Raw genomic sequence first — 22,348 nt, 5'->3', positions numbered from 1 at the left:
GGGAATCCTCTTTTTTTGGTTCTGATTCGTATTGGGGTCAGACCCTCAAGGCTTGGATATCTTCCTCGGTCCTTCTTCTGATGGTCAGTTTCATGCTTGTTTTCCCCCTTGGGATTCTTTATCCTGTTTCTCGATCCATTTTTCCACTTTTTTCTAAATACGACCACATATACACACTCAGGACTCCATCCGTTTCGCTCGTTCCATAGACTTTATGGACTTCGAACTGCTTTTCTGTGCCGAAGTAGGAGGTAGAGTAGTTCTGGATGATATATTGAGAAATCGCGTCATCGATTTGTTGGGTTATCTGTTTATCTCCGTCGATCAGATTCAGTTCTTTCCCGTAACACCCGGCAAATATGACCGCTGCCATTAGTAAAGGTAAAACTTTTAACTTTTTCAAAATGTCCATTGCTCCTTGTATACATGTATTTTTGAAGTTTAGAAGAGATCGAGAATTTTATTCTATTTTACCATATGATTCCTTTTATTTTCCTTTTTTTACAATTAAATCTATGGTATCTTCCAGTAGAGTACCTGGATAAGGGGGAGAGGACGAATGAGCATCGTATCACTTAAAGAGATGCCGAAAGAGAACCTGGTTGAATTCTTCAATCGGCATTGGGGCAGTCCGAAGATGGTCATTTCCAGTGGGATCTATGACTGTGCTGCGTTAGACGGCTTTGCCTTCCTGAATGAAGAAAACGTAATTACAGGGCTGATTACATATGTGGTCAAAGACGAAGAATGCGAGATTATTTCGCTTGATATTTGGAAGAAAAGAAGGGGATCGGCACCGCCCTGATGAAAGAAGTAGAAAAGGTGGCGGCCGAGAACCGATGCAAACGCATCATACTGATTACGACCAATGACAATTTACTGGCCCTGAAATTTTACCAAAAGAGGGGTATTCACCGCTTCGCCGTGGAGAAGGCGAGAAAGGTAAAGCCTGAGATCCCTATAATCGGGAATGACGGGATTCCGATTAGGGATGAAATTGAACTCGAGAAGGGTGTGACTCTGACGGATGGAAAATCGTAAGTGGCCAAAATGGGCTGTGGAAGCAGTCGAGATTGAACCTCCAAACCCGGATTGGATCGAGGCGGGAAGAGCTGAAGTGAAGGAGCTTTTACACTCTTTGAGTCTCTTTGGTGTAAAGGAAGTAGAGCATGTTGGAAGTACGTCGATCCGCGACCTTCCTGCGAAGCCAATCATTGACGTGATGGCGATGGTTCCATCCTTTGATGATCTGGACGAGATCGCCGGTAGACTTGCGGAGGATGAATGGCATTATGTACCGGCAGAGCTTGACAACCGGCCGTGGAGAAGGTTTTTCATAAAAGTACAAAACGAAAGACGTGTCGCACATCTACACCTCATGCTGACAGGTGAACCAAGGTGGGAACAACAGCGGTCATTCCGGGATCGTTTGAACGTAAATCCTTCATTAAGAGAAGAATACGCCGAGCTGAAAAAGCATCTGGCCCATCAATTTCCCGACGACCGGGAAGCGTATTCGGAAGGGAAAGCTGCATTTATTCAAAGAGTATTGGATAGCTCGGAATTGGGGGAGAGAAAATGAAAAAAAGACTGCTATTGATTATGATCGTAGTCACTGCATTCCTTTTAATGGCTTGCAGTGGAGAAGCGAAGCAAACGGGAAGTACGAAGCAGGAGGAGACTGGACAGGATAGCAAAAAGGAGGATAGCGAGGGAAAGACATCAGAAGAAGCACAAGAACCGGTCGATACGGTGGATTTGGAAGACGCAACGTCCCAGAATCAATCGAGCAGCACAGAAGACCCTCTGTCTACATACCCTTCAGAGGAAATCGAATACGCCCGCGTCTGGTTACAAGTGATCGGGAATAAAGGCGTGGGGGAACTGAATGTTCGACATATTTCAGCCGGGGAGAAGCTGAATCCTTATGATGACAACAGCGTGGATTATCCAGAAGACGTCATTGTGTTAAGCGGCAAAATCATGGCAGATGGGATCGTTACCTATAGCGGTAATGGGGACGGCACGATTAATGTGTATGATGTACCTTCCCGTTGGCCGAGTAGTGAGCAGATAGAGGGGTCAATGGAAGAGTATACGAAGGGGATTGTGGAGGATACGGAACAGGTTTCTGTTGGCAAGGATGAGGATGACGAGGTTATTGAGTTGATGGATAAGTTGAATATACAGAGTTAAGATCATTGGTGGAATCGAAATAGAGAGAAGAATGACAAATAAACGCGGAAACTTCAACAACATTAAATATGGAAGAAGAGGAAGCGTATAGATATAAAATATGGAATGTGAAGTTGAATGGGATTTACGGGGGAACAGCTTAATAGTGGATAAAAGATAAAAAACTCTCAATTGCTAAAACATTAATGTAAAGAGCCTTAACCTCTAGGTGGGTGTGAGGCTCTTTATTTTTGTATCGTGCCATTTAATGGACAAAGGAATTCTTCTTAACCATAAAGAGAAAACCTAAAGGTAACCCTATTTATTATGTCTTTAATATTGAGTGGGAGAAAACATTAAATAGAAAGTTATCTAAGATCTTGTCTAAAGGAACGAAAAATACTTTTGTCTATTGCAGTCGAGTGATAACCAGGTGTGCTGAAACAGGTTCTGTCCCACCAGCGACAGGAGTAATGGTTAAAGCCGTGGCGTTATCAGCAGGATTTCGAACCGTGAGTATTGAATTTATGACTGAAGTTTCAACAATGGCTATCCCTACAATTTGAGACGTACCAGTTGCTCGACCAACCACTGTATAGGCGAGTTCAATTGCTCCTCCTCCTGAATCAAGGGTTAAAACCAGTTGACCTGCTTCGTCGACACTTACCTGAAACAAAACCTGATAAACGCCAATATCAGACAAGTTAAACGTATCGGCGCCAGTACGGAAAATCCCCCCACTTTGGGGTCCATCTTGCGGGAAATCTACGTCCCCACCTGGTGGAACTGTTGCAGCATTATCAGTAGGCATCAAAGCAAAGAAATCTGCAAATTCAGAGACTCCTGCAGGCCCTTGAGGACCCTGTGCTCCAGTTTCACCTTGTATACCCTGAGGACCTTGTGCTCCGGTTTCACCTTGTATACCCTGAGGACCCTGTGCTCCGGTTTCGCCTTGTATACCTTGAGGGCCTTGTGCCCCGGTTTCGCCTTGTGGACCCGGAGGACCTGGAGGACCCGGAGGACAATCACATTGAATCGGGAAAAAAGAGCATTGTTTCGGTGGTAATACATCCTTAAAACAAATTTCTAAGTCTGTTTTATCTTTTGACCCTGCTAAGCCCTGCGGCTTCCTTAGCCTAGAGTTCCTTAGTTTTTTATTGTATTGGTTCCATTTATCTATATCCATATTTTCACCTCCAATTAGTTGTCCTTATAGAATATAAAATAGTTGATTGAATTGTGCTTGTCCTCTTCGTCCACTTCAAGAATAGGCTTTATGGGGGACGGTTATGGAAATATTCCCCTAAGGGTCGGAGGTATAAAGAGCTAAGTTCACTGGCGTGTTTGTGGAAATTTGGAGTATATGGACAAAATTCTCAAAAAATGAGAAAAAGGTAAGCTCTTTTGTTGTGATAACTTGTCTGGAGTAAGATGATTGGATTAGAAATAATTAGTATTGAGATAAAGAGCAGAATAGTTAATGAATATATGGAGGACAGATGATGGATAATCAATATTTTGTAGGTTGGGGAACACTGGCTTTGATAAATGCCGGACTTGCACAAGGGAAGAACAGGAAGGGATTAAACTGGTTCCTGCTTTCACTTGTATTGGGTCCTTTGGCGACGTTAATTTTGCTATTTGTTGAAAAGAGGGAACGGTAGTATGCGTATATTGAAGGTTTAACTCTCTTTTTGTTGAATTCATATAATTAAAAAGACTAACCGAATTTTATAGAGGAGGAAGTATCGTGATTCAAAACAGTGCATTGATTATAGTGGATGTTCAGAAAGCATTTGATGACCCAAAATGGGGAGAACGAAATAATGTAAATGCAGAAGAGAATATTAGTAAAATACTAAAGGTTTGGAGAGCGAAAGGAGGGCAAGTCATTCATATTCAACACAAGTCAGGTAATCCGGATTCTGTATTTCATCCCGGCAATAAAGGTTTCACCATAAAGGAATTGGTAAGTCCTCTTGAAGAAGAAGTGGTTATTACCAAGAAAGTGAATAGTAGTTTTATTGGCACCAATTTAGAAGAACTGTTAAAGGCCAATCATATTAATACGGTGATAATAACAGGATTAACCACTCCTCATTGCGTCTCAACAACTACGAGAATGAGCGGGAATTTAGGCTTTAACACTTACCTGATATCCGATGCCACAGCGGCATTTGGAATGGGAGATCAAGATGGCCATTATTATGATCCGGAAATGATACATAACGTGTCTTTAGCTACATTGAATGATGAATTTGCCACTATCCTTTCAACGGAACAATTGCTAAATAGGTTGAGTTAATATTTTTTCCCTAATGCTTTAGTTGAAGAGGTAATAATTCTAATTGAAAAAGTGGAAGTCAAATGGTCAGGGCGATCAATAGTGGCAATGACAGCTTTTCTTGCAAAGAATGGAGTGACCTTTAATGGAAGAAGATTGGACGAGTAATGCAATCATAACTCCTATAGTAAAGTATGAGTATGTGAGGATTGATATCCATAATAAAATGGCGGAAGTAAACGTTATTGATCAAAAGCTGCAAAACATTGTAATGAAATTATTTATTGATATTGATAAATACGAAATAAAGAAAACAGGATCATTAGAAAATTACCCCTTAGATGAAGGCGAACTCATTGATTCAATAATAGGAAATATAAAGTACTTCATTAAGGAAGGGATATCAAAACCTTAGGCATAATAGACACCATGGGGACAGGTACCATGGTGCCTCATTTTAGTAAGGGAACCGAGGGACCTGTCCCTGTGGTTCACAGGTATTGAAAATAACAGGAACAAAGGAGGCGTGGGATATGAAGATCAATAGAATCGATCATGTGAGTATAAACGTAAATGACCTTTCAGAGGCTAAGGCGTTTTTTGTTGATTTAGGACTTGAAGTGCAAGCGGAATGGGAATTGGATGGAGAGCAGTTGGACAGAATAGTTGGGCTTAAAGATGTTAAAACGGCATGTGTAGGATTGGGAATGTCAGATGGTCAGACATGGATAGAGCTGGTCAAATTTCATACACCGTCAGATGAAAATGGTATTCAGCAACCTTTTGCCAATACGCTAGGTATCCGACATATTTGCTTTGCTGTTGAAGATATTGAAACGATTGTGGCCAATTTGAAAAAGAAGGGTAAGGAAATCTTTAGTGAGATAGAGCAATATGAAGAAAGTTATAAATTATGCTACGTTCGTGGTCCAGAAGGGCTTATTTTAGAGTTGGCGGAGAAAATCAGTTAAATAGTGTATCGGACTTTAAATGATTTAGATCTCCACATTTATTCTTGAATGAAATAAGACGCTAAAAAGAGGAAAGAGGCTGGGACAAAAGTGTTTTAGTGCAAGTGAAAACCCGAACAAATCTGCATTTTAGTGGGCAGATTTGTTCGGGTTTATAATTTATATTTGAATCATTTGATTTTAGCTGTTTCTAGCGGTTGATTGGAGTGCAAGACGAAGACTCCTGCGGGAAAAGTAGCTTATGTGAGACCCCGCAGGCTTGCCGAGGAGGCTCACGGGCTACCCGCGGAAAGCGTAGTCTTGCACGGAAATCATTAGCGGTATTGAGAACCTAAACTTCTATTGTTCGTTTTTATATCGTAGTTTTTTGTTTTGTCCCAGCCTCTTTCTATATCCCTAATGACTCTCTAAATCTTTAAATGGGAATATAGCTGAATCATAATGTTCCTTCTGTTGAGCAACTAAATAGTTGCTTATGCTTGACGGGCAACCAATGAGTTGCATATAATCAATATATGACTTGGGACAAAGACACTATATTCAAAGCACTTGGCGACTCGACTCGGCGGCTTATCCTGGATGAGCTTTCCGACCGCAACGAGCTGACGTTGTATGAACTTACGGCTCGCCTCGTTATGAAACATAACCTTTCCATTTCGCGACAGGCGATCACGAAACATCTTAATCTATTGGAAGATGCAGGACTCGTCATGTCAGAACGGAAGGGAAAATATCGAGTACTTATGTTTAACAAAGAACCACTTGAAAACTTATTGAAAGGATGGGTAGACTAATTTATCACAAATCGGCAGAAGATAAACTGCCACCGCAACGATTAAAGGAGGCCAAATTAGGATGAAAATTATTATCACGAGTATATTCGTACAAGATCAAGAAAAAGCATTAGCGTTTTATACGGACACGCTGGACTTTGTGAAAAAGCATGACGTTCCTACAGGAGCACACCGGTGGATTACGCTTGTTTCACCTGATGAACAAGACGGGACCGAGCTTTTACTTGAACCAAATGAGCACCCCGCTGCGAAAGAGTATCAAGAGAAACTATTCGCAGATGGCATCCCCGTAACTATGTTTGGGGTTTCGGATATTCGCAAAGAGTACGAGCGATTAGTGGAAAAAGGTGTAACGTTTACGATGGAGCCAACCGTCATGGGAGATATCACGATAGCTGTCTTCGACGATACATGTGGAAACCTTATTCAGATGATACAGCAGTAATTTTTTATGACGTTGTATAAAATAAATCGGAGCATTGAAAATTAGGTGGGATAAAAATGGACAGTCAAGTAAAGTTGGCATTTGAACATTCTAAGTCAGGCGATAAAGAAGAGCGTTATGAAGCCTACCAATATATATTAAAAGTAACTGACCAAAAAGTTGTTTGGGCATATGAAGTATGGGATCAACTACTAGAGGACTTAACTCATAAAGATAACCATCAACGCTCCCGTGCAGCACAATATTTAGCTAACCTAGCCATAAGCGATCCAGAGATGAGGATTATGAAAGATTTCCCTAGGTTGTGGGAGGTAACAAAAGATGAAAAGTTTGTGACGGCCAGGCATTCTCTCCAATCAATCTGGAAGGTCGGAATTGCTGGTACACCTCAAAAAGAAATGGTTATGGATTATATGGTTGAACGTTTTAAAAAAGGAACAGATGAAAAAAACTTTACTTTAATTCGGAATGACATCCTTCAAAACATGAGGAATTTATATGACCATTTTAATGATGAGTCTATCAAACAAACCGCTTTAGATCTGATTGATACGGTTGACGACAAAAAGTACAAAAAAAAGTATATGGATATTTGGAAGTAATTCAACTATTTTTTTCTTAAAGAACGAAGTCTTAAACCCCGTGGCCATTCCTCTACGTGCTGTAAACAGCATGTAGAGGAATGGTCCTTTTTAAAAAAATAGGTATAGGTCAGGTGAAAAAATATCGGTTTATTCTATGAGATATTGGGGATTCTTCTTAATAGTAACGAAAGAGGAGTGGACCTATGGAGTTAGATGGCAGAAAGTTAAAAGACAGGGCTATGGCCGCAATGAATAAATTCAAACACAATATGCAAGGGACGTACTATTCTATCGCTGATATTCCCACAGCTTCCGTTCAGGAGCTGGCGGACTTCATTCAGATACACCCTGACACACATGAAATCAAAAAGCATCTGCTTGGCAACACCTATACCTTTTTTAGATTAAACGTGAACAAGTATCGATTCTACTTAGAAACAACCAAGGGACGTATTTTACAACTGGATGGATCCTTAAACGGAAAGGAATTGGTATCCTATCGATCCTACCGGGATGCTGATGAAATACATTCCCCATTTAAATTGAGTTAAGAATAGGGAAATGGGCTTTCTTTTAGAAGAGAGCCCGTTTTTTTCGTTGTTGAAACCAAATGACAAGTAAAACGTATAATTTGTATAGATGGAAATATTTGATTGATTGTACTTACCAAGCACGGGAGAAAGTTTTTATAAAAAATACAATGGGGGGACGGTCAAATGAGAAACGAGCCTCTTAAATTAACTCTTATACTAATCTCAACTACTATTCTTCTATATCATGCTTTCCATTTATTTTATCTTTGGTCAGAGATTCCAGATACAATTGCCATCCATTTTAGTAAAGGAGAACCTGATCAGTGGGGTTCAAAATACATCCTGTTCATCATGCCTATTGTCAGTATTTTAACCTGGTTCCTTATTGGATTATTCGTCAAAAAACCGGAGAAGTTGAACTATGTTAATTTAACGGAGGAAAACAAAGAAATACAATATATAAAAGTTAAAAAAGTAATGTTAGTAATTCAATACCTTGGCACTATAACCTTTGCATTTACTAATGAAGCAGCTTTGAGAAATGCAGTTGGAATGGAGTCAGGTTTGCCTTCTTCAATTGCCATCGTTCTATTGTGTATTTGTTTTATCGCCCCTATTTATCATTTATTCTGGGCTGCAACGTTGAAAAATTAAGGAGCCGCCGGGACAGGTACCTTGGCCACGTCTTGTATAAGAGCCACGGTACCTGTCCCTGTGGCTCCCTTGTTCTTTGTCGAATTTTCGTGATGGTTGGAAAGGGTTTCACATAAGGATGTCGAAGAATTAGAGTAGACGCTTTTTTCTTAAAGGAGACCTTGTATGGTAGAGACTGTCCATCATTTAATTTTGCATGTGGTATTTATACTATTTACGATTCTTCTTTTTCAAATGGTTACGAGTGAATCGGACAGCGGCACGAAAGGGTTTACCCTTAAGTTCTTTCTCATGAATCTTGCTATTTTACTGTTTACCATGATATTCCCCGTTATTTACTCAAGCGGATATGTGTACGATTTCAAAGTCATTCCCATCATCCTTGCCTTTCTCTATGGCGGGAAGAAAGTGGGGTTTAGTACGTTCTTCGCCATGCTGGTGATTGGCTTGTTTACCCACCATGTGTGGATCTTTTTGGTTGTGAATTATGCGATATATGGAGTGTTGCTGGTCCTTCTATCTAAATGGTATAGAAGGATAACCTGGAAGAACAAAATGATTCTGATTTCGGCTTTTTATTTATTCATCCCGGTTACAAGAACTCTTTTCTTGCTTCAGAACAATGAAGTAGAGCAGCTCCCACTTGTAGCTAGTTCCACCCTGATCATATGGATCACGCTGATCCTGACCATTTATCTAATAGAAAATCTACTGGAACAAGTCAGGATCAAAAAAGAGCTCATCAAAGCTGAAAAGTTTAACGTAGTCAGCGAGTTGGCAGCATCCGTCGCACACGAAATCCGAAATCCCATGACGACCGTACGAGGATTCATGCAGCTCCTGCAGAGAGAAACGTTAACAAAAGAACAAAAGAGCTTTATCGATATATCCATACAGGAATTAGATCACGCACAAGATGTCATCAATCAATACCTTTCCCTTGCCAAGCCGCAGACGGAGGAAAACGAAGTGTTCAGTTTGACAGACACCATGAATGAATCCGTTGATGTCATGTCCACTTATGCTGTGATGAACAACATAAAAATCAACAAAAACATTGAAGACGGTCTGGTGATCAAAGGAATGAAGATAGAGGTGAAGCAAGTCCTGCTCAACCTTCTGAAGAATGCCATCGAGGCGGTAAAAGAAAATGGAGAAATTACCGCGGCAGCCACTGTACATAAAGACGGCCGGATCATGATCGTCATTCAAGATAATGGAGTCGGCATGCCACCGGAACAACTCAAAGTATTGGGCAGACCCTATTATTCGACGAAGGAAAAAGGGACGGGACTGGGACTTACGGTAAGTTATCAAATCGTCAAGCGGATGAAGGGGGGAATACAGGTGGAAAGCGAGCGGGGTGAGGGGACGACGTTTCGGATTTTTTTGCCTGGGAATGCATAGGGGAATGTCTGATTGATGCGATAGATCATTTTGTTGAGGTGGTTGTTTTGTTATTTGATTTTGCTTTTATGTTAATGGTTGTCATGTTGTACTATTATCAAATATATATTAAGGCTGAGAAAGAGGACAGGGTCAGGTTCCGTCCAGAGTCACTCTCCTCATTGGCAAACTTTTTACATTTTGGGGCGATGCTCTCTCTATTTGCACACATCATTTTCGACATAAGCTGGGTTACATGGATTGGTGTTTTTTCAGTAGTGGGATTAATCATTTGTTTAAAGCCCAAGAATGCAGAAAATGAAACTGCAAGGAAAATTGTCCTCCTCTTGCTGGTTGTTGTCGTCTTTAATATCATCAGAGTTCCGACTCACCCTCGAGCATTTCAAGATTACATTAGTAGTAAGGAGCAGTATCAATGTATACAGTATTTTGAACGTGTGAAAATGACATCCAACACTACATCCGAGTACCTCTTAGAAACAAAGGTGGAGGTCTTACCCGTTGAAGGGTACTCCTATGATACATACTTCTTATTTGCAAAAGGATTTATTAAACTGGCAGGTGAAGATGAAATAAAGGGACTGAACATTGGAGGGTACTGGATTGAATATTAAATGCTCAGGATATGGGTGTCTTACCCCAGCACGGTAAAGCTTTAACGTACCGGGGGCGGGCGCCGTTTTTTTATGTATTTTATGCGCATTTAATAGTATCTTAAGAAAAATTTAAGAATTCTCCCATGATTATTTTAAGAAATTTCATTTAAACTATCACACTTGAAGGTTTTTTTTATGTGTAAATAAACAATACTTATAATCGATGATGAAATCCCTTTGGATATCTTTTCTCCAAAGGGTATGCTTATGAAAAAATAATAGAAAATAAATGAAAGCCCTAAATGATTCCATTAGCTGCCAAGAAGATTACCAAAAACAACAAGTAATTTTAGGGGGAAGCTAGTAACGCAGCAATGGAGATTTAGCGACTATCACTTTAGTAGGAGTGAAAGAATGAAACCTTTATCAATTTTAGTAGCTGATGATGAGGAGGAAATTGCTGATTTGATTGCTATCCATTTAGAAAAAGAAGGGTACCGCGTGAAGAAAGTATTAGATGGAGAAGAGGCTGTTCGAGTGGTCGAGAATCAGGTCATTGATTTGTTGATCTTGGATATCATGATGCCGAAGATGGATGGATATGAAGTCACCCGACGCATTCGGGATCATCATAATATGCCCATCATCTTTTTGAGTGCCAAGACATCTGATTTCGATAAAGTTCAGGGCCTTGTCATTGGGGCAGATGATTATATGACGAAACCATTCACCCCGATAGAATTGGTTGCTCGTGTAAATGCTCAGCTACGACGTTTTTTGAAGCTTAATCAACCTAAGACGACTACAGAACGGAAAGGCTCCGTGGAAAGTGGTGGATTGGTTATTTCTCACGATCAGCGTAAAGTGACTCTATATGGTGAAAACATCGAACTAACGCCTAAAGAGTTTGATATTTTGTACTTACTGGCCAGTCACCCGGGGAAAGTATTTGGTGTGGAACATATTTTTCAGCAGGTGTGGGGGGATGCATACTTTGAAGGTGGGAATACCGTAATGGTCCATATTCGTACCTTACGAAAAAAGCTTGAAGAGGATAAACGGAAGAATAAATTTATCAAAACCGTTTGGGGTGTGGGGTATACATTCAATGGGTAACATACTGCGAGGCTTCCGTTCAAAAATGATCTTATTGCTGGGACTAAGCATGTTGTTGTCTGCTGCTCTTACATATCTACTCTTTAAAGGACTCCAATTGTATTATTATTCAAGTGTGAATTATGGAGATTCATTAGGTTATTTTCGCATTATCATTCGTAATATTGGTGACTTCAACGTCTTTTTACTAGTATTCATCCTGCTTTCGATTTTTTTCTTCTTTTTACTCACAAAACCCTATTCTGCCTATTTTAAAGAGATTTCAAAAGGAATTCATTATCTTGCCCAGGGTGACTTCAAGCATCGGGTTCAGATTGTGTCGAATGATGAGTTTAGTGATCTTGCCGAGAGCATAAATCTCGCCAGTGAAAAATTGGAACAAGCCATCGAAAGAGGGGACTTTTCGGAAAGTAGTAAAGAGCAGTTAGTCGTCAATTTAGATCATGATCTTCGTACACCCCTCACCTCCGTTTTAGGTTATATAGATTTGATCCTTAAGGATGAGAATTTGACGAAAGAACAAGTCAGGCATTTTTTAACGATTGCCTTTACAAAATCTCAGCGTTTAGAAGGACTGATTGATGAGTTATTCGAAATAACGCGAATGAACTATGGCATATTGCCAATTAAAAAAAATCATATAAATGTAAGTGATCTCCTTAATCAATTAAAGGAGGAGTTGTATCCTGTCTTCGAGAAGAATGATTTGATCGCTAGAGTGAATGTGACTCCGCAACTACCTGTTTTGGGTGATGGAGAGCTGTTGGCACGCGTGTTTGAAAATCTTCTTACCAATTCGAATCGCTATGGTAACGATGGCCAGTTTGTGGATATTAATGGCTTTATTGATTCAGGGAAAGTGGTTATTCAAATTGTGAATTATGGAGATTCCATTCCTCAGAATGAGCTGCCCCATCTCTTTGATATGTTTTATACCGGTGACAAAGCACGAACTCATCAAGGAGGCGGCACCGGAATTGGCCTCTTCATTGCCAAGAATATCGTGGAGCAGCATGATGGGACCATTACGGCCGAAAGCAGTATCATACGTACCGTTTTTGAAGTTCGCTTGCCGCAGGATGATGAAAATCCGAATGAATGATTTAAGAAAAATTTAAAATTTACCCCACTCTTTATTTAAAAAGTTTTCCCTACACTTATAAGCAACTAAGAGTAAGGAGGAAACGGATAAATGAAGAAGTGGGGCTTTTTATTATTATCCTGCCTAGGGTTAACTTTCGTCTATATGGAACCATTTTCTGAACCAGAAGTAAAAATACAAAACGATGATCAATCTGAAAGTGGTATCGCAGAGGGTGGCGATATCAAAGAAATCGAAATGACAGAGGATCAAATCTATCAAGGAGATCTGCTTTTGGTCAACAGTGAATATCCTGTTCACCAAGAAAGCATTCGATCGGATATTGTCAATTTATCTGCAAACAATGAACTGGCACGAGGGTACGTGTTGTTAGGCAGTGACATTTATTTATCAGAGGATATTGCACATACATTCTCAGAGATGGTTGCTGCTGCTAAAAAAGATGGTCTTCAACATTTCGCCATTACGAGCGGCTTTCGGGACTTTGATGAGCAAAGTGTGCTTTATCAAGATATGGGTTCTGACTATGCCTTGCCAGCAGGCTACAGTGAACATAATCTGGGCTTATCCCTTGATGTAGGATCTACTCAAATGAAGATGGCCAATGCACCAGAAGGAAAGTGGATAGAAAAAAACGCTTGGAAATACGGGTTCATTTTACGTTATCCAGAGAATAAAACGGACATAACAGGAATTGAATATGAACCGTGGCACATCCGCTATGTTGGTTTCCCTCATAGCGCAATTATGAAATCAAAGAATTTTGTATTAGAAGAATATCTGGAATACCTAAAAGAAGAAAGAACTATTTCTGCTAGTGTAAATGGGGGAAAATATGAGATATCTTATTATCCTGTTACTAAAAGTACAACCATCCATGTGCCTGCAGATCTTCGATATGAGATTTCAGGTAACAATATCGATGGTGTGATTGTAACTGTGTTTCCTTAAAAGCACGCATAAAACTAAAAGAAAGGTAAGGATGCAAGATGAAGCTAACGAAATTAATGGCCCAAAAAACAGCACTTATTTTGACAATTCTTCTTTTTCTTTCATCTTTTTGGTGCCACTCTTTGGTTTAATACCCCTTTTTAGTAGTGTCTGACCCCTAGCACGGTAAAGGTTTAGCGTACCGGGGGTCAGGCACTGTCTTTCTCTCTATAAAAATATCCGGTGCCCCAAAGAAGGGGACCGGATATTGAATTGTACTTGTCTCAGGAAGGGAGAATCAATGCATCATCATTTCATCAGCGATATCCTCGCCGCTTAAGTCAGAAGGGTAATAGGTTGGCCAGTTTACGACTTCCTCCAGCAACGCTTCCCGGTCATCTCCCCAATACAAGTGATAGTGATGTGAATCGGTTGGGGCAATGCTGTGATCACTAAACTGGATGTAGTTTGGCATCTTTCCTTCCTCCTCGTCAGCAAGCTTGAAGATGTAGCGCACTCCACGGTTTCCCTTCTCATAGGTTAGAATTTCGTACCCGTCATAGGTATAGTGTCCAGACGATTTTTTTCCATCTTCATAGAAGGTGAACGTATCCCCATCGATCATGATACGCTCGACGCCTGTTTTGTATCCGATTGTATAGTACTCTTTATACTCTTCAGCAGTCTTATCTCCGTCTTCTGCTTTGTGGGCAAATACTTCATCGAGGGTATCATCCAGTAAATAAGGGTAAACGGACTGCCAGTCACCTTCCCAGTCAGATAACTCACGATCTTTCACTTGATCATCTTCAAAGTAACCATCATAAATCTTCTGTGCTTTTTCATCTAATTCATGGCTGTGGTCATGGTCGTGATCTTCAGGTTCTATAGCAGGTGCTTGTTTCAATGCTGTATGCAACTGTGTCAGGTTACGTCTCATCAGTGAAAAATAGTCTTCATCATTTTCAATATCTTCAGTTGTCAGTACAGACAGGTTATGAAGTCTGAGTGTTTCTGCACCTATTTCATCCCTTACGACTCCAGCTGTTTTCGTCGTAATGTTCTGTTCAAAAAAGACATGCTTTAATCCGTATTCTTTAGCGGTCTCTACAATTGTCTGGAGTTCTTTCTGAGACGGTTCCTGTGTCGGGCTCAAGCCGGAAACAGCAATCTGATGTACACCATAAGCTTCTTCCCAATAGCCATAGGCGGCATGAGAGACGATAAAGTGATTGCCTGATGTTGCTTCCAGTTCAGTGGCAAACTCCTGATCAAGAGCTTCAAGGTCAGCCTTGAGTGTTTCAAAGTTTTCATTAAATAGTGCCTCTTCTTCAGGTTTCAATTCTACTAATACATTCTTAATGTTCTCTGCTAATTCAATGGAGCGGATTGGATCCAGCCATACGTGAGGATCATCATCTCCGTGGTCATGATCCTCTTTGTGATCGTGGTCATGGGCTCCTTCATTAAGCTCAATCCCTTCAGATGCTTCAACAACTGTCACATCTTCAGCCTCTACAGCCTCAGCGATTTTTTCAGCATACGCCTCAAGCCCCGCACCATTCATAATAAATGAATCTGCTTCAGCAATGGCCATTACGTCTTTAGAAGTGGGCTCATATGTATGTGAGTCCGATCCGGGAGGTAAAAGTGATTCAACTTCAGCTTCTTCACCTGCAATCCGTTCTGCAAAAAACTGCAGGGGATATACTGTAGTGAAAATTTTCACCGGATTAGTTGTAGACGAGGCCTGTTCCTTACTACTTTTCTCCTTTTCTTCTCCGCATGCAGCAAGGGAGAGGACCATTAATATACTAAATAAAGCCATCCATTTTTTTCTCATATGTATCCTCCTTATGATTTCTTGAAATAATATATCGTAATTATTACGATTTGTAAATAGTAATTGTTACGATTTATAAATAACATAGATAGTAATGATTGCTTTTCCCTGTGGTGCCAAGGGGACGGGTACCTTGGCCGCGCAGTGAACTAATGAAAGAGGAGGAAATAGGTTGTTGATTATGGAACGTGTGAGGGGGATGGGTTGGAATTTTAGATTGAGAGTTTGCAAGTGCATGGGGCGGTGATTAAATTGGATTTGTACATAAGATACGTTTAAGTCTTTTTTCTTTTGGTAATCCTAGCTAGTGAGACCCCATTCATAATGTAGCTCTGATTTGTTTTCAAATTAATCTACGGTGTTATGATGATGGGGTTATTTTTGTTTAGGAGCGACGGCTCTCATGCTTCCAAAGCAAGAAAGCCGTCCCTGTGTTTTTTAATTATTGATAATTGATAATCGCAGGGCTCGGCTCCATCTTCAACACATCCTCCGGCTCCATGACCGGCACATCTTTATCATAAAAAATCTTAAATGCCCCGTATTGTTTCGGTTCATTACGTATGTATTTCCCGTACAAAGCCTGCTTGTCCGCAGATGCTCCCCAGCCGTCAAAGTTTATGGCGACTTCGACGTTGTCTGTCGGTTGGATCGCCTCTTTATTCGTCAGTACGTCACTGGTGAATTGGTGGACGAGGACCAATTTATCAGGGAGATTGTTCTTTTCCGTAAGCTCCGAGACATACTCGACAGCCTTCTGGATTTCCTTACCATCCACTTGTCCGAGATCCTCTCCGGGTTTCTCCCCCTCAGCTACGTGGAATTCCGTATCGATCGCCAGGTGAACATGCGGGTGCATAAGCCACTTCTCGACCATTTTCACTTGCTCCATGACCGTGTCCGTCCCGAGCTGAATATCGAGAAGCACCAGTGCGTCATGCTTCTCAGCAAGCTCCACATACTCTTCAATATTTTCTTCCGACGTCATCCGCACATAATCTCCATCAGGCCCAGGCTCGCTCTGGGCCATCGTCGTAATCAACTCGATCGTCGGGACCGCCGGACGGTCGGGATCAGCGTCGGAATAAGCCTGGGTCTGTTCCTTCAGCTTCTTCATGTACTCCTCGGGTTCCAACTCGCCCAGAATCCCCATATTTTCAGAATCGGGCGTCCCGTAATAGGCGACCAATCGATGATCTTTTAATGGTCCATTGGATGAGTCTTTCACGCCTTTTGCCAGCGTTTCACCCGCAGGGACCGAACGCTCGGGATTTCCGCCCAGCGCGGCCTGCATTTCAGGGGTTTTCTGCTGCTCCTTTTTTGATAAGCTTTTATCCAGAGGCACAGCACCTTCAGACGGTTCCAACGGTTTGAAGGGCTGATCGTCCTCTTCTGGTTCTTCGTTTACCGTTTTGGATTCGTTTTGATCGGAAGACGGTGCTTTCTCCTTACTCTCCTCTGTGCTCGAAGGATCAGAGCACGCCCCCAGAATAAGAACTCCAGCTGCAAGTAGCAGCGATAACTTTTTCATTGCCTCACACATCCTTTTTATATAGAAGAATATGGAGGACTTTAACACATTTTCCTGTAGATGAAACCTTTGTTAAGAAATTGATAGGAATTCTTAATCCAAATGTTAATGCTTATTGGGACAGTGGGGACAGGTTGCTTGTCCCAGCGATTATGATTAAAAGGGAAGGAAATGGGATGATGATTACGGAGTACGCGAGGGGGGATGGTTCTTAAAGCGGCCATGGATCCCAGACATTTATGATACAATTTCTGTAAGATTGCTATTTAAGGAGGGTTCTTTTTGTTTAGGCGTTTTTCATCATTGTTTATGAGGCATCCTGTAATGATATCTTTGTCTTTTGTATTCATTATTGTTTTTTGTGTTTTTGGTTACATATTTCATTGGGCATTTTACAACATAGAAAGAATTGAACCAGGGGAACTAATCTCTGAAAAGACATCACCAAACGGGGCTTACACAGTAAAAACTTACTTGAATAACGGTGGAGCTACTGTGGATTATGCTGTTCTTGGTGTTTTATATTCCAATAATAAAAATAACAATTCTAAAAATATCTATTGGCAATATGAAGAGACAACCGGAATGATTAACTGGATAGATGAAGACACCGTTAAAATAAATGGTCAAAAAATTAGCGTTCCTGATGGAAAGTATGATTATCGTCATCCATAAAGAGGCTTGGGACAGGTCCCATGACTCCTTTTGTAAAGAAGCTTATCCACAGGGTAAGCTCTTTTTTATGAAAATTTTTCTTGAGTATGATTCTTTAATTTGAAATAATTGGTACTAAGCTAAGGGAAGTCATATGAAAAATTGGTGACATAGAATTCCAGGGAAGGTTTTTATTCGGGGTTTACCTCTCTTTCTTAGTATTAGAAAATACGAATCTAGCATTAATAAAAAACAATGTGCCAAAGAAAAATAAAGCTGTGACCATCCAACTTGCAATAGCTGAATATTCCCCGTTTAAAAGATACTCACTTATCAAATTTACAAATACCATTAGTGCCATCACAACATACATGCTGATTATATATTTCACTGTATTCCCACCTTGTAGATAATTTTTTAAAAAAGAAACTTACCAAATCCTATTAAACGACCACACTATAAGAATGATACTGGTTACTCCCCAAGCTGTTGTTCCAGCGACCAACCAAATGATTGATTGGATAGTTGGATTATTCTTTCCTTCTAGCTTTCTTTTAATAAAAGCGAGTACTGCAAATCCGATTATGAAGAAACTAACACTCGTCCAAAGTAATAAGTCCAATCTCGATTCTCCTTTTTTCTTGAATTATTTATCGAACAGCGTAATCAAAGAATTACTTACACAATCTATGAGGTTTTGCTTTATCGGGGACGCCCTCCACGAATTAACTCATTACATAGGCCATACAACGCTCCGCAAACTCCAGTACATCATCCGAAATCAGGTATAGGCCGGTTTCCTCTACAGGCTGTTTTCGTACCTTCCAGAATTTATCCATCAACTCTTTATCTCCTTGGAACATCTCATTGGATAGTTCCAGTAACCTGGTCCCGATTTGAAAGCCTTCTTCTGATTCAGGCTTCACATTGTGTTTGATGCACGATTCCATTCGCCGGATTAATGAAATATACTGCTGGGTTGTTTCGTCGTTGTTACTAAGGTTTGGAACGGACTTTTGTAAGAGGACCTGTTCATCTTCTTGGAAATAATCCATCCACTTCTTTGAGCTGTGTTGTGAACGGCGGACCAGTTCGGAGACGCGTTCCCAGGGTAAAGATTCTTCCAGATCCATCATATGAATTAATGAAGTCGTATTGGAGATGCTTGTTTGAAGTGTCGAGAGTTGTTCTTGCAGGTAATTGTAGTGTGAGACTAGAACTTGTTTGAAAGATAGTTTATCTAATATATTGCGAATATCCTCCAAGGGGAGTGAAAGAGATTTTAGGATGATGATTTTCTCTAATGTAAATAAGTCCTCTTCTGAATAATAACGTTTTCCGCCCGAATCCTTAAAGCTTGGTGTAAGGAGTTCAATCTGATCGTAATAGCGAAGTGTGCGAATGGATATATTCCGCTCTTTGGCTACCTCCCCGGTGGTCCATCTTTTCATTCCATTCCCTCCCGAAAAAAATGCTTGCAGGTGACGTAACGTCATCTCCTATAGTTGGATTATACCATATATAGGAAGAGGGAAGATGAATGGAAAAGAGTCAAATGAACTTGAAAAAACAGGACCCGTGGGGTTGGAAAGAATTCGTATTATTGATGCTACTTGAAGTTGGTTTGGTGATCGGATGTATTAAATTCGTGGTTAAGCCCCTATATTCTGACTGGCTTGACAATGAACTGTATGCCGGAACGTTAATGGGGTTAACCATAGCCATTATTCTCCTTTCAGGTGTTTATGTTGTTGCACTCCGTCCAAAAAAGCTTTCCTGGAGTGAAGTAGGGGTCAAGGCTTTCAATGTGAAAGATTGGAAAATCATAATCATCTATTCTGTCATCTTACTAGTTGGTGCCGTTATCATTGTAGTTTTAACGAGTTTCATAGGCAATTCGTGGGAGAACAGCAAAACAAAGGCGATGCAGCAAAATGCAACGTTCTTTACGATACTGATCGCCTTTATCTCTGCGGCGATCATCTCACCGGTATACGAAGAGATTTTCTATCGGGGTTTCTTATATCGCTGGTTGCGTACACGCATAGGATTGACTGGAGCTCTTCTACTTAGCTCGCTCATCTTTACCATTATCCACATCCCGACATACAACGTTATGCCGGTAAATTTCTTTAGCGGGATCCTTTTTGCTCTAGCGTATGAACGTACCCATTCGATCTGGCCATCGGTTTTAATCCACGGTTTGACGAATGGGATAATGGTTTTGCTGGCAAGTTTGGGGTAACTACAAAGAAACGCCAACCTATATAAATGGGGGAGAGTGTCCACATGTTCAACCACTTTAATTTCGAAACGATTTACCGTGAACGGAGTGTTTCCACACCACTAGTCGTCATGATGTGTGGTGTGGCCGGTTCCGGGAAAACGACATTCTCACAACAATTAGAAAAAAACGGGTTTGTGCGTCTTTCCATTGATGAAGAAATATGGGCCACTCATGGTCGTTATGGGATTGATTTCCCTATGGAAAAGATGGGGGAATACAAGAAAGAGGCAGAAAGTAAATTGCGCAATGACTTATTGAAGCTCATTCACGATAAACAACAGGTGGTCATTGACTTCAGTTTTTGGGACCGTACAAGAAGGGAGCAATATAAACAGCTCATCGAAAAGTCCGGTGGCAAATGGAAACTGATTTATATAAACGTTTCTCCTGATGATTTGCGTGAACGCCTTAAAATAAGGAACAAGCGCTTTGATGCCAATGCGTTCCCGATTACGGAAGAACTGTTAACTTCCTATCTGAAGGGTTTTGAAGTTCCTGAGGGGGAAGGGGAAATGGTTATTGAGAATTAGACATACTTTCTTTTTGCTTCATCTAGCCAGGGAATGGACCAAGGTATCAGTCCCTGTGGTTCAAAGGAGAAAGGAGAGGAAGTCCAGATCACTTCCTCTCCTTTCTCCTCATCATCATCATCTAATCCGTCATATACTCATTCACCAACTCATAACACCGATCCTTCGTCGACTCATACAAAGAGATGTACCACGCCACATTTTCAAACGTCCCGCCTTCATACTTCAGTCTTTCTTTCTCGGCTTTCGCTTCTTTCTGTTCGATCCATTTCAATTGTTCCGCTTTTAACTCCTTCATGACCTCTGGAGATAATTCTTTTTTCAGAAGGGAATAAATCTCATTTAATGCATCGTCATACCTTTCGTAAGACACCCCATAATAGTTTTTCATAGCGTTTGTCACGCCTTTATCTGAATCCTTCTTATCGGGCATGGCATCAAGTTCCTTTTGGATGTTGTCCAGTTTGTTCAGATATTCTGTTCTTCCCGCTACTTTTGATATGGGAGTATGATCTTCCTGACTACTGTCTACCTGAGCGCTGCCATCGTCCATTGAGGATTCATCCGATTGATTCTCCTCGTTGTTATCGGATTCCACTGTGCTTTCTGTAGATGAATCATCCGTACTTGCTGGAATCGTATCAGATTCAGACTGATTAGAAGCATCCTCTTTAGGAGAATCGCTACAAGCAGACATTAAGGCGAATAACATCGTCAATAAGGCTACGACAATAAATTTGTTCCATTTCTTCATTTTTACAGCTCCAATTCCTTGTTAAAATGCACCAATTGGTTTATTTTAACATATCTGTAATTGACCTTCTAACTTGTTAACAAGATTTTTGGAAATTTGTTTGAAGTATGATTCCTAATAGACCATGGTACCTGTCCCCGCGGTCCCTGGAATAATACTATCCCTAAAGGGGAAGCTAATCTGAATAAACCATTTTCCCTCTTCTGCCTGAGAAGAGGTTTTTTAGCGATGAACAGGTCGAAAGGATGGAATGTGTAATGGAGTTGGATTGGATTTGGAAAGCGGTTCTCATTGTTGTGGCGGGAACTCTATTGTTAAGAGTGGCCGGGAGGAAGTCGATTTCCCAGATGACATTGACGCAGACGGTCATTATGATCGGAATCGGATCATTATTAATTCAACCGGTAGCCGGAAAGAATATCTGGACCACAATCGGTGTCGGACTTGTTCTGGTCTTGACGCTGATGGTCATGGAATATTTACAGGTGAAATCCGATCGTGTAGAACAAATGATCACGGGAAAATCCAAGCTTCTCATGGAGAATGGCCAATTGATTGAAGAGAACTTTAAGAAGTTACGAATGACGGTGGATCAGCTTGAAATGAAACTGAGGCAGCAGGGAGTCAGTAAACTTTCGGATGTGAAATGGGCGACGCTTGAGCCGAATGGACAAGTCGGGGTGGAATTGATGCCCCAGGCGAAGCCGGTGACAATGAAAGATTTTGAACAACTCCAGGCGCAAGTACAGAGGCTGATCAATATGCTTGAGGTACAACCTTCCACGAGAAGGCCAGTCAGTCAGGAAGTCGGCGGGGAAGATATTTTTAAAGAGATCCAACAGCCCTCTTCCGTTACACCTCCCCCGAAACATCTTCAGTAGTAGCCAAGGAGGATTGTTTGGTCATTATCCAGCGGGCAATTCAAAGCGAATATTCCTACTTTTACATTGGTCATTTGAGTACCTGAAAAAAAGTTCCTGAGTAGTCTGCTCAGGGACTTTTTTGTTTGGCGGTGAAGGGCTTGATTGCTACTTGGCCACCCTGGATTTCAAATCATCTCCGGCATGATTAAGTTGGCCCTGACTGCCCCATAATTTTACTTGAATAAATGAAATTTTAAGGGAGATTGAATCATTTATAGTCAAGTCCTATATATTG

At 40.9% G+C, this 22,348-nt stretch carries 25 protein-coding genes and 2 pseudogenes; 21 read left to right on the top strand and 6 right to left on the bottom strand.

All coding sequences use genetic code 11. The annotated features are described in order from the left end of the window. Positions 1 to 118: 118 nt before the first annotated feature. A complete protein-coding gene (locus ACIFOD_RS04685) occupies positions 119 to 403 on the bottom strand; it encodes a hypothetical protein (protein ID WP_430313628.1) in 285 nt (94 codons plus the stop codon). Positions 404 to 559: 156 nt separating this feature from the next. On the opposite strand from ACIFOD_RS04685, the pseudogene ACIFOD_RS04680 reads away from it, so the two are divergent. From ACIFOD_RS04680 to ACIFOD_RS04670, 3 genes and pseudogenes are all read left to right on the top strand, one after another. Continuing rightward, positions 560 to 1,041: pseudogene (locus ACIFOD_RS04680) on the top strand (GNAT family N-acetyltransferase). After that, positions 1,028 to 1,582 carry a GrpB family protein gene (locus tag ACIFOD_RS04675; protein WP_430313627.1) on the top strand — a complete coding sequence of 185 codons (555 nt, stop codon included), beginning with the start codon at positions 1,028 to 1,030 and terminating at the stop codon, positions 1,580 to 1,582. The pseudogene ACIFOD_RS04680 and the gene ACIFOD_RS04675 overlap by 14 nt, the downstream one beginning before the upstream one ends. Continuing rightward, positions 1,579 to 2,196 (top strand): hypothetical protein, encoded by a 618-nt coding sequence (locus ACIFOD_RS04670; RefSeq protein WP_430313626.1) that lies wholly within the window; start codon positions 1,579 to 1,581, stop codon positions 2,194 to 2,196. Before ACIFOD_RS04675 ends, ACIFOD_RS04670 begins: the two co-directional genes overlap by 4 nt. Before the next feature lie 388 nt (positions 2,197 to 2,584). Here ACIFOD_RS04670 and ACIFOD_RS04665 read toward each other — a convergent pair whose 3' ends face one another. Next, positions 2,585 to 3,361: a collagen-like protein gene (locus ACIFOD_RS04665; protein ID WP_430313625.1), complete on the bottom strand. Its 777-nt coding sequence runs from the start codon at positions 3,359 to 3,361 to the stop codon at positions 2,585 to 2,587. A gap of 316 nt (positions 3,362 to 3,677) precedes the next feature. Here ACIFOD_RS04665 and ACIFOD_RS04660 point away from each other — a divergent pair, with 316 nt between their 5' ends. The 14 genes and pseudogenes from ACIFOD_RS04660 to vanY all read left to right on the top strand — a co-directional run. Next, a complete protein-coding gene (locus ACIFOD_RS04660) occupies positions 3,678 to 3,839 on the top strand; it encodes a hypothetical protein (RefSeq protein ID WP_187443216.1) in 162 nt (53 codons plus the stop codon). An 86-nt stretch (positions 3,840 to 3,925) separates the two neighbouring features. Then, positions 3,926 to 4,480 (top strand): cysteine hydrolase family protein, encoded by a 555-nt coding sequence (locus ACIFOD_RS04655; protein WP_430313624.1) that lies wholly within the window; start codon positions 3,926 to 3,928, stop codon positions 4,478 to 4,480. Between the two features lie 124 nt (positions 4,481 to 4,604). After that, entirely contained in the window at positions 4,605 to 4,874 is a 270-nt protein-coding gene (locus ACIFOD_RS04650) for a hypothetical protein (protein ID WP_430313623.1), read from the top strand. A gap of 118 nt (positions 4,875 to 4,992) precedes the next feature. Beyond that, positions 4,993 to 5,430 (top strand): VOC family protein, encoded by a 438-nt coding sequence (locus tag ACIFOD_RS04645; RefSeq protein ID WP_430313622.1) that lies wholly within the window; start codon positions 4,993 to 4,995, stop codon positions 5,428 to 5,430. Positions 5,431 to 5,945: 515 nt separating this feature from the next. After that, positions 5,946 to 6,224, top strand: coding sequence for an ArsR/SmtB family transcription factor (locus ACIFOD_RS04640; protein ID WP_430313621.1), 279 nt, complete (start codon positions 5,946 to 5,948; stop codon positions 6,222 to 6,224). Between the two features lie 61 nt (positions 6,225 to 6,285). Next, positions 6,286 to 6,669 (top strand): VOC family protein, encoded by a 384-nt coding sequence (locus ACIFOD_RS04635; RefSeq protein WP_430313620.1) that lies wholly within the window; start codon positions 6,286 to 6,288, stop codon positions 6,667 to 6,669. Between the two features lie 56 nt (positions 6,670 to 6,725). Then, complete coding sequence (locus tag ACIFOD_RS04630; RefSeq protein ID WP_430313619.1) at positions 6,726 to 7,271, top strand: hypothetical protein; 546 nt, start codon at positions 6,726 to 6,728, stop codon at positions 7,269 to 7,271. Positions 7,272 to 7,456: 185 nt separating this feature from the next. Then, positions 7,457 to 7,804 carry a hypothetical protein gene (locus ACIFOD_RS04625; protein ID WP_430313618.1) on the top strand — a complete coding sequence of 116 codons (348 nt, stop codon included), beginning with the start codon at positions 7,457 to 7,459 and terminating at the stop codon, positions 7,802 to 7,804. Between the two features lie 165 nt (positions 7,805 to 7,969). After that, a complete protein-coding gene (locus ACIFOD_RS04620) occupies positions 7,970 to 8,440 on the top strand; it encodes a DUF1648 domain-containing protein (RefSeq protein WP_430313617.1) in 471 nt (156 codons plus the stop codon). Positions 8,441 to 8,605: 165 nt separating this feature from the next. Continuing rightward, positions 8,606 to 9,847 carry an ATP-binding protein gene (locus ACIFOD_RS04615; protein ID WP_430313616.1) on the top strand — a complete coding sequence of 414 codons (1,242 nt, stop codon included), beginning with the start codon at positions 8,606 to 8,608 and terminating at the stop codon, positions 9,845 to 9,847. Positions 9,848 to 10,008: 161 nt separating this feature from the next. Then, positions 10,009 to 10,461 (top strand): hypothetical protein, encoded by a 453-nt coding sequence (locus ACIFOD_RS04610; protein ID WP_430313615.1) that lies wholly within the window; start codon positions 10,009 to 10,011, stop codon positions 10,459 to 10,461. Positions 10,462 to 10,857: 396 nt separating this feature from the next. Continuing rightward, on the top strand, positions 10,858 to 11,559 hold the full coding sequence (locus ACIFOD_RS04605) for a response regulator transcription factor (RefSeq protein ID WP_430313614.1): 702 nt from the start codon (positions 10,858 to 10,860) through the stop codon (positions 11,557 to 11,559). Then, complete coding sequence (locus tag ACIFOD_RS04600; protein ID WP_430313613.1) at positions 11,552 to 12,661, top strand: HAMP domain-containing sensor histidine kinase; 1,110 nt, start codon at positions 11,552 to 11,554, stop codon at positions 12,659 to 12,661. The genes ACIFOD_RS04605 and ACIFOD_RS04600 overlap by 8 nt, the downstream gene beginning before the upstream one ends. 90 nt (positions 12,662 to 12,751) lie before the next feature. Further along, a pseudogene (gene vanY / locus ACIFOD_RS04595) lies at positions 12,752 to 13,637 on the top strand (VanY-A/VanY-F/VanY-M family D-Ala-D-Ala carboxypeptidase); the annotation flags it as partial. A gap of 252 nt (positions 13,638 to 13,889) precedes the next feature. Here vanY and ACIFOD_RS04590 read toward each other — a convergent pair. Beyond that, positions 13,890 to 15,434, bottom strand: a complete 1,545-nt coding sequence (locus tag ACIFOD_RS04590; RefSeq protein ID WP_430313612.1) for a metal ABC transporter solute-binding protein, Zn/Mn family — start codon at positions 15,432 to 15,434, stop codon at positions 13,890 to 13,892. 442 nt (positions 15,435 to 15,876) lie between these two features. Further along, positions 15,877 to 16,965 carry a hypothetical protein gene (locus ACIFOD_RS04585; protein ID WP_430313611.1) on the bottom strand — a complete coding sequence of 363 codons (1,089 nt, stop codon included), beginning with the start codon at positions 16,963 to 16,965 and terminating at the stop codon, positions 15,877 to 15,879. Between the two features lie 282 nt (positions 16,966 to 17,247). Here ACIFOD_RS04585 and ACIFOD_RS04580 point away from each other — a divergent pair, with 282 nt between their 5' ends. Beyond that, positions 17,248 to 17,640, top strand: coding sequence for a DUF5412 family protein (locus tag ACIFOD_RS04580; protein WP_430313610.1), 393 nt, complete (start codon positions 17,248 to 17,250; stop codon positions 17,638 to 17,640). A gap of 704 nt (positions 17,641 to 18,344) precedes the next feature. On the opposite strand, the gene ACIFOD_RS04575 is transcribed toward ACIFOD_RS04580, so the two are convergent. Next, entirely contained in the window at positions 18,345 to 19,070 is a 726-nt protein-coding gene (locus tag ACIFOD_RS04575) for a MerR family transcriptional regulator (protein ID WP_430313609.1), read from the bottom strand. A gap of 89 nt (positions 19,071 to 19,159) precedes the next feature. Here ACIFOD_RS04575 and ACIFOD_RS04570 point away from each other — a divergent pair, with 89 nt between their 5' ends. Both ACIFOD_RS04570 and ACIFOD_RS04565 read left to right on the top strand, forming a co-directional pair. Then, positions 19,160 to 19,864, top strand: coding sequence for a CPBP family intramembrane glutamic endopeptidase (locus ACIFOD_RS04570; protein WP_430313608.1), 705 nt, complete (start codon positions 19,160 to 19,162; stop codon positions 19,862 to 19,864). A gap of 44 nt (positions 19,865 to 19,908) precedes the next feature. Next, entirely contained in the window at positions 19,909 to 20,436 is a 528-nt protein-coding gene (locus tag ACIFOD_RS04565) for an AAA family ATPase (protein WP_430313607.1), read from the top strand. Positions 20,437 to 20,557: 121 nt separating this feature from the next. On the opposite strand, the gene ACIFOD_RS04560 is transcribed toward ACIFOD_RS04565, so the two are convergent. Continuing rightward, positions 20,558 to 21,190, bottom strand: a complete 633-nt coding sequence (locus ACIFOD_RS04560) for a lysozyme inhibitor LprI family protein (protein ID WP_430313606.1) — start codon at positions 21,188 to 21,190, stop codon at positions 20,558 to 20,560. Between the two features lie 257 nt (positions 21,191 to 21,447). On the opposite strand from ACIFOD_RS04560, the gene ACIFOD_RS04555 reads away from it, so the two are divergent. After that, positions 21,448 to 22,071 (top strand): DUF421 domain-containing protein, encoded by a 624-nt coding sequence (locus ACIFOD_RS04555; protein WP_430313605.1) that lies wholly within the window; start codon positions 21,448 to 21,450, stop codon positions 22,069 to 22,071. Positions 22,072 to 22,348: the final 277 nt, after the last annotated feature.

It is taken from the genome of Rossellomorea sp. NRS-1567 (assembly GCF_050467885.1).
Classification (GTDB): domain Bacteria; phylum Bacillota; class Bacilli; order Bacillales; family Bacillaceae_B; genus Rossellomorea; species Rossellomorea aquimaris_C.
The sequence above is the reverse complement of the archived record's forward strand: the minus strand, read 5'-3'. Positions and strand labels throughout refer to the sequence as shown.